The sequence below is a fragment of the Priestia sp. ABM2_011 genome, assembly GCF_056158845.1.
Genome location: NZ_JBSWUB010000001.1, coordinates 929,951 through 943,951, shown reverse-complemented (window position 1 = coordinate 943,951; position 14,001 = coordinate 929,951). Strand labels below are relative to the sequence as shown.

Sequence of the window (14,001 nt, the reverse complement as noted above, 5' to 3'; positions counted from 1 at the left end):
ATTATCCTCTGTTATAGTTCAGCAATTAATGGTAATTATAAACAACATACCCACATTTTATCCACCGAAAGCTGTGGATAACAGAACGATTGTTCCTTTATTTGATTCATGTTAGATTATAAATAAGGAATTTATTAGCATTTAAATATAACTTTTTAGGATATTTATTTTAGTAGGAGGTGGCGGCAATCTTATGAGAAAATTATCAGATGAGCTGCTTATTGAGTCATACAGCAAAGCAACCGAACTGCAATTAAGCCCTGATTTTATAAAATTAATTGAAGAGGAAATTGAAAGAAGATCATTAAAGATTAGCATACAAATTCCTTCTTAACGAATAAAAGAGCCTTCTTAATAAAAGAAAGCTGCATCTTCATTTATCTATCTACTCTTTTATTATATAGGCTCTATTTTTTCAAATGAGCAATTGGTTCTCCACATTTTACGTAAGAACCTGAGTGGACGTTAGAATCAAAAGTGATTGAGTTCTTCTCAAATAATAAAATGACAGTCGAGCCAAACGTGAAGTAAGCCATTTCTTCCCCTTTTTCGACTACTTCTTTTTTAGAAACCGCTTCAATGCTGTTTATAAACATGGCTCCTACTTTTACCATCAGCATGTGACCATTTTCAAATGTTAACTCCGTGAGCTTCCGGAAATTTTTCACAAGCGGTTCTTTCCCATACTTGATTCCTAATGAATTTACTGGATAAGACTTTTGTCCAACGGTCCACGTATTCCCTACTTGTGCTTTAAGAGGACTGTGAATGCGATGATAGTCTTTTGGACTAAGATAGAGGATGATAAACTGTCCTTCTATATATTTTTCAAGAATGAGATCATTTGAAACCATTTCCTGTATAGAATAAGGTTTGTTTTTTACAATCATTTCTTTTTGAGGCGTAATGACTCCATATGCTTCTATCTTTGCATCTACAGGACTGACAACGCTGTCTTTCTGCTGATCGACCGGACGGGCAGAAGGCTTCAAACGACGAATAAATAGCTCGTGTAAGTTTTGATAATGATGCAGAGGCTTGTCCATTTCTTCTTTATTTACTTTAAAAACTTTTGTATAGGAGGGTATAATAAACCGACTCCATTTAGAGAAAGTGAATTTTCGAATGAGCTTCGATGATCCCTGGTGATTCGTAAGCTCAATAAACGTTCGATACAGGTGCTGCAACAATAATTTTACCTCCACATACTGAATAGTTCTTTACTAGAATAAGGTTTGCGTCTACAATGAAATTACCATTATTTTTACCTTTAGTTCATTCCATCCTTTAAAGGAGTGAGGAAATTGTTTTTATTAGACTATCTAGATCATACAATTAAAAAGCTGAGATCCCAAGCGGCAAACTCCTTAACGATTGTTAATTTAAGTTTAGGAAGCTTTGCTATTTTATTTGTCATGAAAAATGAATTGAACTTAAGTTTATTACTAATTTTTTTAGCAGCGTTAGCAGACCGATTCGACGGCATGGTAGCCAGAAAGCTGCAAATTGAATCTGAACTTGGAAAACAACTGGACTCCATGTGCGATATTATATCATTTGGCATCGCTCCAGCTCTACTACTTTATCAAAGTATTTTATCTCACTTTGGTGCTGCAGGTTCAATTGTTACCATCTGTTACATTGCTTGCGGAGCACTTCGTCTTGCCCGCTTTAACATCACAGAAAATACTGGGTATTTTACAGGGCTCCCTATTACCGCAGCAGGTTGTTTATTAACTCTTAGCTACTTGGGCGTCCCTTATTTGCCTTCACACTTTTATATGTTTTTAATTATCGTACTCGCTTGCTTGATGATTAGTACGTTCAAGCTAAAAAAAGTATAGAGCTCCATTTACTTTTACAAAGGAATATTATCATCTTGCTTCTTTTCTTAATTATAGAATAAATCATCTTCTTTAAGAAACAAAGCGAAAATTCCTTAAGAATTCTTAAAAATGAATGGTTCTATTCGGTAGGATATGTCATCTAAAAAAAACTCATGCACATGCATGAGTTTTTTTTAACACCAGCAGCTAAAAAACCAATAGAAGCTTCCGAAAATTAATAACAGAACAAATAGAACAATCAACAATCCAAGTCCCCAGCCGAACCCTCCTCCACATGGGTAAGCTGGATAATTAGGATAACAGCAGCCTCCGTAACCGTACATACTCTCCCTCCTTACACTATGAACTACTACTAGCGTATGTACATACTTTTTCTCTGTATAGGCTGGTAACTATCTCTAAAGAAAAATCTGTGGACTTTTTCAAACTCTCTTGTCCCTGGGGGGAATTTTAAACGTACAGGCAAAGACATCCTTCTTTTTACATATAGTGTAATGTTAGTCTCTCACAGGTTGATATCCCCTTATGGAGGTGAAGAGATGTCTGCATTATTTACCGCACTAGGCTATTTCTTTAAAGAATTGGTTTTCCTTGTTTCCTACGTAAAAAACAATGCGTTTCCTCAACCCTTGTCTGCTGCTGAAGAAAAGAGATATTTATCTTTAATGGAACAAGGAGATCAAGAAGCGCGAAACCTTCTTATTGAACACAATCTCCGACTCGTTGCGCATATTGTTAAAAAGTTTGAAAACACGGGAGAGGATGCGGAAGATTTAATTTCAATTGGGACAATCGGTTTAATTAAAGCAATCGAAAGTTATTCGCAAGGAAAAGGAACAAAATTAGCTACTTATGCCGCACGCTGTATTGAAAATGAAATATTGATGCACTTGCGAGCGCTCAAAAAAACAAAAAAAGATGTGTCGCTGCATGATCCAATTGGCCAGGATAAAGAAGGAAATGAAATCAGTTTGATTGATGTATTAAAATCAGAATCAGACGATGTAATTGATATGATTCAACTAAATATGGAATTAGAAAAAATAAAAGAATACATCGATATCCTCGATGATCGAGAAAAAGAAGTAATTGTTGGCCGCTTCGGTTTGGATTTGCAGGATGAAAAAACCCAGCGAGAAATTGCAAAGGAATTAAATATTTCAAGAAGTTATGTTTCGCGAATTGAAAAGCGAGCGCTGATGAAAATGTTTCACGAATTTTACAGAGCCGAAAAAGAGAAAAAAAAGAGCGGAAAGAAGGAGAATTAATCCTTCTTTCCGCTCTTTTTTTAAAATAATTTCCAAATGATAATCCGCAGCAAACACATCATTACTCCCCCTACTAGTCATTTAGGTGGAATCTTTCTCCACAAGCAGCCATACAACGATATATCCTTTTTGATTAATCATCATTCATCCACTCCTTTCCACTATTCAAATTAGAAATGACGATAAAATTCATACTTGCGGTCTTTTATTTCTTCTTCTAATTGTCTTACATACTGTTCATGCTTAATTTCTTCCTCTGAGTATTGACGGGACTTTATGGTAATAGTTAAAAAGAAAATATTCAGTGTCATTCCAATCACCTCCTTATACAAAAAAAACCACAGTTATGCATAAGCATCCTGTGGCTGAAAGACAATAAAAACCACAGGGCTACTATTCGCACCTGTGGTGAATTAACGTGTTTTAACGATCAAGGTAAGAAAGTTACTTGATACAGGAACACGGCCGAATAGTATACATATATAGACGATTTTTGAACATAGCCCAAACTGAATGATCCATACCTGATAAACGTCTTAACATATGACTCGACCTCCTTTTAATAAAGTATTTTCCTTACAATGGTAATTATATCCACGAACTTATAAAAAGTAAACTGTTTTTTTGAAAAATAGGGAATTTTTTTATTTTTTTAACCCTCATAAAAAAAAGACGATGGATCATCGCCTTTTTGTATCTATTATTCTTTTTCTTTCATTAATTCTTTTTTTAGTTTTTTAGTTTGATAACTAAAATAAAAAGCAAGGGCGGTAAAAAGAATAACGATTGCTTCCATTATTCCAAGCTGCATATCACTTTTTTCACCTTGGCCAATCATAACACCAATATACAAGAATGTACTTACGGCTAGAAGGACGTAAATAAAGCGGCTGTAATCTTCAATTTTTGCTTTGATGTGTTGAGCTTTCATACAATCACCTTCTCAGTAGAATGTTATAACTCTACTCTATCATAGATCTATAGGTCTATAAAAATCCTATTTTTACCACCTTTATTCCAATGCTCTTTCTAAGTCTTCAATTAAATCTTCTACATCTTCAAGACCTACAGAAATACGAATTAATCCATCTGTAATTCCTAGCTCTTTACGTCGGTCGCTCGGTATAGAAGCATGAGTCATTTTAGAAGGAATGGAAATGAGGCTTTCGATGGCTCCTAAACTTTCTGCTAATGTAAAATACTTCACTTTGCTCAGTACTTCTTCCGCTTTCTCTTCGCTTCCCACATCAAACGAAACCATTCCCCCAAAACCTCTTGCTTGCTTTTTAGCAATGAGGTGGTTTGGGTGGGTTTTTAATCCTGGATAATATACTTTTGCCACAGCAGGATGGGCAAGTAAAAATTCTACTATTTTCCCCGTGTTGAATTCATGTTCTTCCATTCGTATTCCTAATGTTTTAATCCCTCTCATTAAAAGCCAAGAATCCTGAGGTCCTAAAATGCCTCCAGTCGCATTTTGAATAAAATGAAGGTCTTCAGCTAATTTAGGCGAATTCACCACTGCTAGCCCTGCTACAACGTCACTGTGTCCCCCTAAATACTTAGTTGCACTGTGCAGAACAATATCTGCGCCTTTTTCGATAGGATTTTGCCAATACGGCGTACTGAATGTGTTGTCAACGATGGTAAGTAAATGGTGTTGTTTAGCTACTGAAGAAGCATGCTGCAAGTCAGTAATTTTTAGAAGAGGATTCGTTGGAGTTTCAATAAAAATGGCTTTTGTGTTAGGGCGAATTTCTTTCTCGATATTTTGGATATCGCTTGTATCAATAAAAGTAGCCTCAATGCCGATACGGCTTAGTACCTTTGTGATCACTCGATACGTTCCTCCGTATACGTCATCTGTAATTAACACATGATCTCCGCTGTTAAATAGCATGAACACGGCAGTAGTAGCGGCCATACCAGATCCAAACGCAAACCCAGCATATCCTCCTTCAATTTCTTTGATAAGTTCTTCTAGGGCATGACGTGTAGGGTTACCGGTTCTCGAATACTCATATCCCGTATGTTTTCCCGCTCCCTCTTGTTTATAAGTACTCACTTGATAAATAGGAACAGAGACAGCACCCGTCTGTTCATCGCCAACAATTCCACCATGAATCAACTGTGTTTTACGTTTCATCTTATCTTCCTCCACTGTAAATATTTTTACTTAAGTACCGTTCACTGCTATCCGGAAAAATCGTGACGATATGAGCCCCTTTTTCTGCATTTTTTGCTTCGATCAGGGCTGCTTCAAAGGCTGCTCCTGAAGAGCTACCTACTAGTAACCCCTCTTTTAAAGCCAGCTCTTTCACTCTTTGAAAAGCATAAACATCTTCAACAGTATGAATAGCATTAAAATAAGACCGCTCCATATAATCAGGGATGAACTCCATTCCAATTCCTTCAGTTAAGTGAGGACCGGATTTCCCCCCGTTTAAAATTGAACCTTCTGGCTCCACGATGACTGTTTTTAGAGAAGGATTTTTTTCTTTCAAAAATTTCGCTGTACCCATAAATGTTCCCCCTGTACCTGCTCCAGCTACAAACACGTCAACTTTTCCATCAAGCTGTTCATATATTTCTGGCCCTAAGGTTTTATAATAAGTCATAGGGTTGGCCGGATTAGCAAACTGTTGAGGACAATAAGAACCAGGGATTTCACGCAACAGCTCTTGAGCTTTGTTTATAGCACCTTTCATACCAGCTTCAGTAGGCGTTTGAACCACCGTTGCCCCCAAAGCCTTCATAAGCTGCTGTTTTTCAATACTGAATTTTTCTGGAACACATAGTATGACGTTTATTTCGTACTGAAGAGCAGCTAAAGCCAGCCCGATCCCCGTATTCCCAGCAGTAGGCTCAACCAGCGTTCCGCCTCGCTTCAGTCTTCCAGAGCCAAGAGCTTCTTGCAGCAGTTCTTTTCCTAAACGATCTTTTACACTTCCTCCTGGATTAACATATTCCAGCTTGGCAAATATCCTGATTTCCCTAGGTAAATCAAATTGTGTAATCTCAATCATAGGTGTGTTTCCAATCAATTCATGAACGTTTTTGACTACCTTCATAATCTTGAACACCTCGCTATCGAAATAATATAACTTAACCTATAAATAAAGTAGGAATTAAGATGAAAATATAGTCTACACCCCATGTTATGACAAACGATGCAGAGTGTAGACGAAAACAAACTCTATATTTTATGAACAGCTTATTTTAATTTTGTAATAAAATTCAATACTAATTTTGTTGAATTAACAGCTGCTTTTTCTAAAAATTGCTCAAAAGAAACATTTGATTCTTTGCCGGCGATGTCAGAAAGAGCACGAAGAATAACGAACGGTACGCCAAATTGATAGCATACTTGAGCAACAGCCGCTGCTTCCATTTCAGCTGCATAAAGGTCTGGAAACTTAGAGCGAACAAACTCTACGCGCACAGGATCGTTCATGAACGAATCTCCTGTAGCAATTAATCCTTTTACAATTTTCATATCCGTTACTTCAAGAGCGCTTTCTTCAGCAAGACGAACTAGTTTTTCATCTGCTTTAAAAGCTGCAGGCAAGTTTGGCACTTGACCGTATTCATAGTTGAATACCGTTACATCTACATCATGATGACGAACTTCTGTTGAAATAACCGCATCCCCTACGTTTAACTCTGGATGGAAACCGCCTGCTGATCCTGTGTTAATAACGTAATCAGGTTTGAACTTCTCTAGTAAGATGGCTGTAGATAACGCCGCATTTACTTTTCCAATACCTGATTTTAATAATACAACCTCCACGCCGCTGATTGTTCCTGTTGAGTATTCACATCCTGCGATTACTGTTTCTTGACGATTCTCAATTTTATCGCGTAAAATCGTCACTTCTTCTTCCATTGCTCCAATGATTGCTACTTTCATTTTAAAACCTCTTTCTACTATTGTTTCGTTGCCTCCAATACCCACACAAAGTGATTAAATTGTGTAAAGGTTATGTGAAAACCATTGCTTTCAAAGATTTGCTTTAAGACAGGGATCGTTGTATAGTATTCCCTCTCTAGATCTTCTGCTAGTTGCGTATACCCTTTTTGTTTTGCCTGAACAATGGTATCAGCAAATGAATCCGCTGTTTCAAACATTGTATCGGCAAACACTATTTTACCACCGGTTTGAAGTAACTTTCCATAGTTTATCACAGCTTCTTCTTTTTCTTTATCTGTTAAATGATGAAATGCATACGTACTAACTAAGCTCTCTGCTGGAAACAACGATGTATCAAACTGTAAAAAGTCTCCCGGTGTGACTAAAACATCTGCTCCTAATTTCTGGTGTGCCAATTGTCTCATTGGCACTGACGGCTCAATTCCTACTACCGTAAGTTCTTTTTCTAAAAGTTTTTTTGTTAAGTTTCCAGTCCCTGTTCCAAATTCGATCACATGCCCTATTGAACGATTTGCTACATACTCTAAGATTTCATTATAATTGCGAAACACTTCTTTATACTGTTCATCTTTCCCGCTTACCGATGCATCATACTCATTCGCCCACTTTTCAAAGATATCTAAAAACTCTAGACCCATAAAAAACGCCTCCTTATAACTAATAATTCTTATGGATATAGTATGTTTTTAACTATCGTTTGTTCTTCATTTACAAATATTTTAAGCTTTTAACTTTCTATTTGCTATACTATAGTAATGAGGTAAGGAGGTCGTAAGATGAATTTTGAATTTGAAATGATTGAAGATAAAATAGAATTTTTTGAAGCGCCTGATGTTAAAATGCTTGAGAAACAAATTGCGGAAAAAATTGATCAAAATAAGGCGATTTTGCTTGAGGTGCACAGCGTATCTCATCAAATGTCTGTGGACTATGAACAAGGTAAAAAACTGTACTCTGCAGTTGTTCATTTCAAATTAAAAAAGCAGCGCTAGCGCGCTGCTTTTCTTATTGAAGCTTATCCACTACTGCGGGCTTCCAGCCTTCTCCATCTACCCATTCAATTTGAACGCGGTATTTTGTTGATGAGTTGCCTTTAGGACTAACCGTAGCTACGGCTTTACCTACGCCACCGTTATTCCCTAAACGCCATACGGTCATATTGCTTGGGCTAATGCCTGATCCTTCGCCTACAGCTTTTAGCATTTCGTTCCAATCCGTTGATCCTTTTTTATAAGTTGCTGCAGGTGCATCTTGTGACGTACCTACTGAATCCCATGAAGGATCTACCTTGCGTTCTGCCACGCCAGGCTCTGGATTTTTCTCTACTTCAGCCTGTGAATCTGAGTCATTTGATTCTTCATCTGTTGCTTGATCATCTTCAGAGCTTTGGTCATCTTCAGAACTTTGATCGTCCGTTGCTTGATCATCTGTTGCTTGATCATCTTTCGAAGAATCATCGTCTTTTTTAGCCGTCTTGTCCGTTTTTTGGTCATTTGTTTGCGGATTGTTTTGAGTTGTTTCCGCTTGGTTATCCGATTTATCCTTGTTTCCAAGAATCATCGTACCACCGACAAATACAATTAAAACTGCTACGACAGCAATTAACAGATTATATAATCGGTTTACTTTTTTTTCTTTGTTTTCGTGTCTTGAAGAACGATTGTTATTCATTGCTACAATTTCCTCCAACTTTTATAATGCTTTATTCTAACATGTGTTTTCTTATACATGAAGCATCAAAATTTATTTGAAGTATATTTGTAATATTTTTTACAAATTCTTCTTATTTTAACGTGTATTTAAGTCATACATCCCTTTAACAATATCATAAAATACGCTGTTTGTGGGAGATATCGCACTTTTTGTATTTAAATCCACTACTACCATTGCGTATTTTGGATCATCTGCCGGAAAGTAACCCGCAAACCATTTATTGACGATATCGGCCTTCACATTGATTTCAGCAGTTCCTGACTTTCCTGCCACTTCATAAGGAAGCGTTTGAAATCTTCTTCCTGTTCCTTTTTCGCTCTGTACGACGCCTTTTAAAAGCTGCTGCATAGAAGCAGCTGTGGCTTCATTAATCGTATCTCCTTTTAGCTCATGCTCTTTAAACGTATACAGTGACGTATTGTTCTTATAGTCCAGCGCATCTACCGCTTTTACCTGCTTCTTTTCTCCTCCCCGTGCAATTGTCGCCATCATATTTGCTACTGCAAGCGGAGTCACTTTTACGTCAAGCTGTCCAATTGCTGTTTGCGCTACAGCATTTGGTACTTTTTTTTCTCTATCATTTGTCCAAACTCTTCCCGATTTTTCTCCTAAAAACTGCTTAAAATGTTCAAAGTGAAACACATCACCCGTCCATCCTACAGGCTGAAGAAGCCCTAACTTATCAGCATATTGTTCAATGATATCCGGATTAGATATTATCATTTCTTTTGCTAGCTGGGCAAACGTTGCATTACAACTTTGCGCAAAGCTTTCTTCAAACGTCAGCTGCCCTTTTTGATGATCTTCTTCTACATTATTGCCATAAATACTTTTATCGCAGTTATAGGTAAAAGAAGGCTGAATTTTATTTTGTTCAAGCGCTGCAGCTGCTGTTACGGTTTTAAATATAGATCCAGGAGTTTGCGGCGTCAGCAAACGATTTTCTACGCTGTCTGAACCGTTTTGCTTTTTAAATGGATCTTTCTTATTAATCGAAGGCCTGCTGGCCATCGCAATTACTTTATTGTTTTTTATATCAATTAAGACGGCTCCTCCGTCTTTTAACTTATAATGATTCAATGTATTCTCCACTAGCTCCTGAGCAGACAAATCAAGCGTCGTACGCACACTGACTGGATAATAAGGGTTAGCTGTGCCCGTATATTTTACATCGATGCCAAACATAGGTCCACCTAGGCGATCAACATGATAAAGGAGCTTAGACTCTTGTTCAGGCAGCAAAAACTCGTCAAAAGCCCTCTGCATCCCTGAGATACCTACAGGCGTAGTTGATTTAATAGCTCCATTTTTCAATTTATCACTGTACTTCTCTTCAATTATTTGTTTGCTTTGTGCTTCTAGTCCGATTAAATGTTCAGCAAGAGGAACTGGACGCTCATCTTTTAGAGGAATTCCAAACACGCCAGGTACCTTTAATGCATTTATTTTTTCGACTTGTGCATGTGATAATTCTTTTGTAATAACAACCGGTGTTTTAGCATTTGCTAGTCTGTTCGTTAATTCCTGTGGTTGCATTCCCACAATTTCGCTTACTTGCTGAACGGGCCACTTCATTTTTTCTAAAAACGGAAATAGGACTAAGCGATTATGCGTGATAGATGTTAAAGACTGCCCATTTTTATCTTCAAATTTCCCTCGCCCGTCGTCTACCACCATTTCCTGCGTACGCTGTTTTACGCTTCCTTCAATTAAGTTAATATTTTTATCAGTAAAAGATTCTGTGCTGACAAGCTGGAGTTGAACAAGCCGTGCTCCCAGTCCACTAATTAATAATAAAATAAAAATAAGAGTAATATAAATTCGCTTGTGAATTATTTTCATGACTACACCTCACTCTTTACAAGTGTCGACGTTGCCATTACTTTTAAAACCATTATCTTAAGAAATATTCATTCTTTTTTTCATTCCATAAAAAAACTTGCTGATTCAGCAAGTTTTTATTATTCATTTTCCGTTAAAAATTGTTGAGTTGTTCGTAGCTTTCCTATTTTCGGAAAGATGTAAGAAAGAGTGGCCTCATGCTCTTCTTTTGTAAATGTCGCCATGGCATCCGTGATAAAAATTTGGTTATATCCATACTGAAATGCTTCACGAGCTGTGCTTTCCACACCAATGTTTGTTGCAATTCCGCAAAGGACAATTGTATCAATTCCTCTTCGGCGAAGCTGAAGGTCTAAATCTGTCCCAAAAAAGGCTCCCCACTGACGTTTTGTCACAATGTAATCAGTCTCTTGAACATTAAGTCTTGGATCGAATTCTGCCCAGTCTGCAGGTCTTTCTTGAGGAGCAGATGGCTTTTGATCCGTTTCTGGCGTCAACGCATCTTTTCCATCTTGAAAATCTACTCGTACAAAGCTAATAAATCCATTTTGTTCGCGGAAATGATTCACAAGCTGAACAGATTTTTCTACAATTTCGTCTCCTCCAATTGGCACAATCCCTTTTTGTAAATCAATTAAAACAAGCGCTGTTTTAGTAAAATCGATATCTTTCATCTTCATCTTTCCTTTCCTACATATCTTTTCTATTCTCTCCGTTTTTTTAAATCATATAAAAAAAGCTGACGCGTGTCAGCTTTTTTACTTACGAGCATTCAGTAGAACGCTTCCAACCATATGTTTTACTTAACAGATACAATTTTCACTGACATATCTCCACCAGGAGTTTGAACAGTTACTTGATCTCCAATTTGTTTGCCCATTAGACTTTTAGCAATTGGCGAATCATTTGAAATTTTCCCTTCAAATGGATCTGCTTCTGCACTACCTACAATTGTATACGTTTCTTCGTCACCATCTGGCAACTCTACAAATGTTACAGATTTACCTAATGATACGATAGAAGAATTTTCTACATCTTCTTCAATAATTTTCGCATTGCGAATCATATTCTCAAGCGTTGTAATACGTCCTTCCACGAAAGCCTGCTCGTCTTTTGCAGAATCGTACTCAGAGTTCTCCGATAAATCTCCAAAACTGCGGGCGATCTTGATACGCTCTACAACTTCTTTACGTTTTACTGTTTTTAAATATTCTAGCTCTTGCTCTAGCTTTAGCTTTCCTTCTTCTGTCATTGGAAATACTTTTTCTTGTGCCATAATCCCTTCACTCCTTCTTGAACTCAAAATCTCTAGTGTATACAGTCGATTTCTGTATGTACAAAAAATTTTCCACTCTGTGGAAAAATCAGTTAATAGAGAAATGACAGCTTCAAAATAGAAGCTGCTCGTTTCTCTATTCTTTATAATGTTTGTGTTTAGTTAGCAGAATATGTCTGCATTGTCTTCAAAAAAATTCCTGCATCTATGCTATGTTATTATAAAATGGCATTTTGTTCAAGAATTGTTTGAATTTTAGTGACCATCAAGTCAATCGCTACGTGGTTTTGACCGCCTTCAGGAATGATAATATCTGCATAGCGTTTTGTTGGTTCAACAAACTGATTATGCATCGGGCGAACGACAGATACGTATTGATCAACAACTGACTCAAGCGTACGCTCTCGTTCTTTAATATCACGAAGCATACGACGAATGATACGAAGATCCGCATCTGTATCTACGTATAGCTTGATATCCATTAAATTACGCAAGCGCTGATCTTCTAGTACAAGAATACCTTCTAAGATAATAACATCTTTTGGTTCTTCTTTAATTACCTTCTCAGAGCGCGTATGAATTGCGTAATCATATACCGGTTTGTCAATGCTCTCATAATTTAATAAGTTTTGCAAGTGTTCAATCAGCAAATCATTATCAAATGCTAGAGGATGATCGTAATTTGTTTGCAAACGCTGTTCAAACGGTACATCGCTTTGATCTTTATAATAATAGTCTTGCTCAAGAAGCATAATAGAATGCCCTTTAAAATACTCATAAATAGCTTTGGTTACAGTTGTTTTACCAGAACCGGATCCACCAGCGATACCGATTACAACGGGCTTTTTCCCCATTTTATATTTAAATCCCCTTTCGCATCATGTTATATGAAAATAGAGGTTGGTCCACTTTAAATTTCACAATTTGCAGCGGATGACGCGCAGCATCTAGTTCATTGCCATCTTCGTCCCAAATTTTATCTATTTTTTGCGTAAAGTTTTTAATTTCCGGACCAAAAAATTCCACTTCTTCTCCCGGTTTAAAATAGTTACGCTGTTGCAATGTCACGATGCTTGTTTCTTCATCATAATTCAATACTAAACCAGCAAAATCAAATTTTGTTTTCTTGCCGTGTACGCCAAACATTTGTTCATCCACTCCAGGAACCCCTTCAAAAAAGGCGGGAGCCGTATCGCGGTTCGCACATTTGTCTAGCTCATCAAGCCATTCTTTTTGAATCACAAAATTCTCAGGATCTGCACAGTATGCGTCAATCACTTTGCGATATACGCTCACCACTGTTGCAATATAGTGGATCGACTTCATACGTCCTTCAATTTTCAAGCTATCAATACCCAGCTCAATCATTTGAGGGATAGATTGAATTAAATTTAAATCTTTTGGACTCATTGCAAACGGATCGTCTTGCTCATCAAATAAAGGCGTTTCCGTTTTACCGTCTTCTACTTTAAATAAATCATAGTCCCAACGGCATGATTGACAGCAGCCTCCACGGTTTGAATCACGCGCTGTCATGTGGTTACTTAGCACGCAGCGGCCTGAATAAGCAATACACATCGCTCCGTGAATAAAAGCTTCAATTTCAATATCCACTTTTTCTTTCATTTCGCGCATTTCTTCAGCACCCGTTTCACGAGCAAGTACAACACGTTCTAATCCTTCTTCTTTCCAGAATTGAACGGCTTTCCAGTTTGAAAGTGATTGCTGCGTACTTAAGTGTACTTCAAGCTTAGGTGCAACGCGTCGACAGGTTTCGATAATTAACGGATCAGCTACGATGATTCCAGAAACGCCAGCGCGCTCTAATCCCATTAAATAATCTTCAAGTCCGTCCATATTTTCATTGTGAGCAAAAATGTTTGTTGTAACATAAATACGTGCGCCGTATTTGTTTGCAAACTGAACACCTTCTGCCATTTCTTCAAATGTAAAGTTATCTGCATTTGAACGAAGGCCAAACTCTTTTCCTCCGATAAACACAGCATCTGCTCCATAGTGTACGGCAACTTTTAATTTTTCAAGGTTACCGGCTGGAGCTAACAACTCAGGCTTTTTCGTAATAACTCGTTTACCTTCTACTACAGTATCGATTTGAACAGCCAT

18 protein-coding genes are annotated in these 14,001 nt (G+C 37.3%); 4 read left to right on the top strand and 14 right to left on the bottom strand.

Translation table 11 applies throughout. The features are described 5' to 3' along the window. The first annotated feature begins 193 nt into the window (after window positions 1-193). On the top strand, window positions 194-334 hold the full coding sequence (locus tag ACXAE4_RS04985) for a sporulation histidine kinase inhibitor Sda (protein ID WP_013059264.1): 141 nt from the start codon (window positions 194-196) through the stop codon (window positions 332-334). 73 nt (window positions 335-407) lie between these two features. On the opposite strand, the gene ACXAE4_RS04980 is transcribed toward ACXAE4_RS04985, so the two are convergent. Then, window positions 408-1,190: a phosphatidylserine decarboxylase gene (locus tag ACXAE4_RS04980; RefSeq protein WP_028411667.1), complete on the bottom strand. Its 783-nt coding sequence runs from the start codon at window positions 1,188-1,190 to the stop codon at window positions 408-410. Window positions 1,191-1,304: 114 nt separating this feature from the next. Here ACXAE4_RS04980 and pssA point away from each other — a divergent pair, with 114 nt between their 5' ends. Beyond that, window positions 1,305-1,844: a CDP-diacylglycerol--serine O-phosphatidyltransferase gene (gene pssA, locus ACXAE4_RS04975; RefSeq protein ID WP_013059266.1), complete on the top strand. Its 540-nt coding sequence runs from the start codon at window positions 1,305-1,307 to the stop codon at window positions 1,842-1,844. A 176-nt stretch (window positions 1,845-2,020) separates the two neighbouring features. Here pssA and ACXAE4_RS04970 read toward each other — a convergent pair whose 3' ends face one another. Beyond that, the gene (locus tag ACXAE4_RS04970; RefSeq protein WP_014458166.1) at window positions 2,021-2,170 is read right to left on the bottom strand and encodes a hypothetical protein; all 150 of its coding nucleotides are present in this window, start codon (window positions 2,168-2,170) and stop codon (window positions 2,021-2,023) included. A 216-nt stretch (window positions 2,171-2,386) separates the two neighbouring features. Here ACXAE4_RS04970 and sigK point away from each other — a divergent pair, with 216 nt between their 5' ends. Beyond that, window positions 2,387-3,115 carry an RNA polymerase sporulation sigma factor SigK gene (sigK, locus tag ACXAE4_RS04965; RefSeq protein ID WP_013059268.1) on the top strand — a complete coding sequence of 243 codons (729 nt, stop codon included), beginning with the start codon at window positions 2,387-2,389 and terminating at the stop codon, window positions 3,113-3,115. 170 nt (window positions 3,116-3,285) lie between these two features. Here the strand turns inward: sigK and ACXAE4_RS04960 are convergent, their stop codons facing one another. From ACXAE4_RS04960 to ACXAE4_RS04935, 6 genes are all read right to left on the bottom strand, one after another. After that, window positions 3,286-3,426: a YrzI family small protein gene (locus ACXAE4_RS04960; protein WP_014458165.1), complete on the bottom strand. Its 141-nt coding sequence runs from the start codon at window positions 3,424-3,426 to the stop codon at window positions 3,286-3,288. Between the two features lie 389 nt (window positions 3,427-3,815). Continuing rightward, window positions 3,816-4,046, bottom strand: a complete 231-nt coding sequence (locus ACXAE4_RS04955; protein ID WP_028411668.1) for a YrhC family protein — start codon at window positions 4,044-4,046, stop codon at window positions 3,816-3,818. An 81-nt stretch (window positions 4,047-4,127) separates the two neighbouring features. After that, the gene (locus ACXAE4_RS04950; RefSeq protein ID WP_028411669.1) at window positions 4,128-5,261 is read right to left on the bottom strand and encodes a bifunctional cystathionine gamma-lyase/homocysteine desulfhydrase; all 1,134 of its coding nucleotides are present in this window, start codon (window positions 5,259-5,261) and stop codon (window positions 4,128-4,130) included. Between the two features lies 1 nt (window position 5,262). Then, window positions 5,263-6,186 carry a PLP-dependent cysteine synthase family protein gene (locus tag ACXAE4_RS04945; protein ID WP_028411670.1) on the bottom strand — a complete coding sequence of 308 codons (924 nt, stop codon included), beginning with the start codon at window positions 6,184-6,186 and terminating at the stop codon, window positions 5,263-5,265. Window positions 6,187-6,329: 143 nt separating this feature from the next. After that, complete coding sequence (mtnN, locus tag ACXAE4_RS04940) at window positions 6,330-7,025, bottom strand: 5'-methylthioadenosine/S-adenosylhomocysteine nucleosidase (RefSeq protein WP_028411671.1); 696 nt, start codon at window positions 7,023-7,025, stop codon at window positions 6,330-6,332. 17 nt (window positions 7,026-7,042) lie between these two features. After that, entirely contained in the window at window positions 7,043-7,684 is a 642-nt protein-coding gene (locus tag ACXAE4_RS04935) for a class I SAM-dependent methyltransferase (protein ID WP_028411672.1), read from the bottom strand. A gap of 138 nt (window positions 7,685-7,822) precedes the next feature. Here ACXAE4_RS04935 and ACXAE4_RS04930 point away from each other — a divergent pair, with 138 nt between their 5' ends. Next, complete coding sequence (locus tag ACXAE4_RS04930; protein WP_013085082.1) at window positions 7,823-8,038, top strand: DUF2536 family protein; 216 nt, start codon at window positions 7,823-7,825, stop codon at window positions 8,036-8,038. Window positions 8,039-8,051: 13 nt separating this feature from the next. On the opposite strand, the gene ACXAE4_RS04925 is transcribed toward ACXAE4_RS04930, so the two are convergent. The 6 genes from ACXAE4_RS04925 to ACXAE4_RS04900 all read right to left on the bottom strand — a co-directional run bounded on the left by ACXAE4_RS04925 (window position 8,052) and on the right by ACXAE4_RS04900 (window position 14,001). Beyond that, a complete protein-coding gene (locus ACXAE4_RS04925; RefSeq protein WP_013059276.1) occupies window positions 8,052-8,717 on the bottom strand; it encodes a YrrS family protein in 666 nt (221 codons plus the stop codon). Window positions 8,718-8,834: 117 nt separating this feature from the next. Next, on the bottom strand, window positions 8,835-10,601 hold the full coding sequence (locus ACXAE4_RS04920) for a peptidoglycan D,D-transpeptidase FtsI family protein (RefSeq protein ID WP_028411673.1): 1,767 nt from the start codon (window positions 10,599-10,601) through the stop codon (window positions 8,835-8,837). A gap of 119 nt (window positions 10,602-10,720) precedes the next feature. Next, entirely contained in the window at window positions 10,721-11,281 is a 561-nt protein-coding gene (locus ACXAE4_RS04915; protein WP_028411674.1) for an isochorismatase family protein, read from the bottom strand. 119 nt (window positions 11,282-11,400) lie between these two features. Continuing rightward, entirely contained in the window at window positions 11,401-11,877 is a 477-nt protein-coding gene (gene greA, locus ACXAE4_RS04910; RefSeq protein ID WP_013059279.1) for a transcription elongation factor GreA, read from the bottom strand. Window positions 11,878-12,095: 218 nt separating this feature from the next. Next, window positions 12,096-12,731: a uridine kinase gene (gene udk / locus ACXAE4_RS04905; RefSeq protein WP_028411675.1), complete on the bottom strand. Its 636-nt coding sequence runs from the start codon at window positions 12,729-12,731 to the stop codon at window positions 12,096-12,098. 7 nt (window positions 12,732-12,738) lie between these two features. Then, window positions 12,739-14,001, bottom strand: a complete 1,263-nt coding sequence (locus ACXAE4_RS04900) for a peptidase U32 family protein (protein WP_028411676.1) — start codon at window positions 13,999-14,001, stop codon at window positions 12,739-12,741.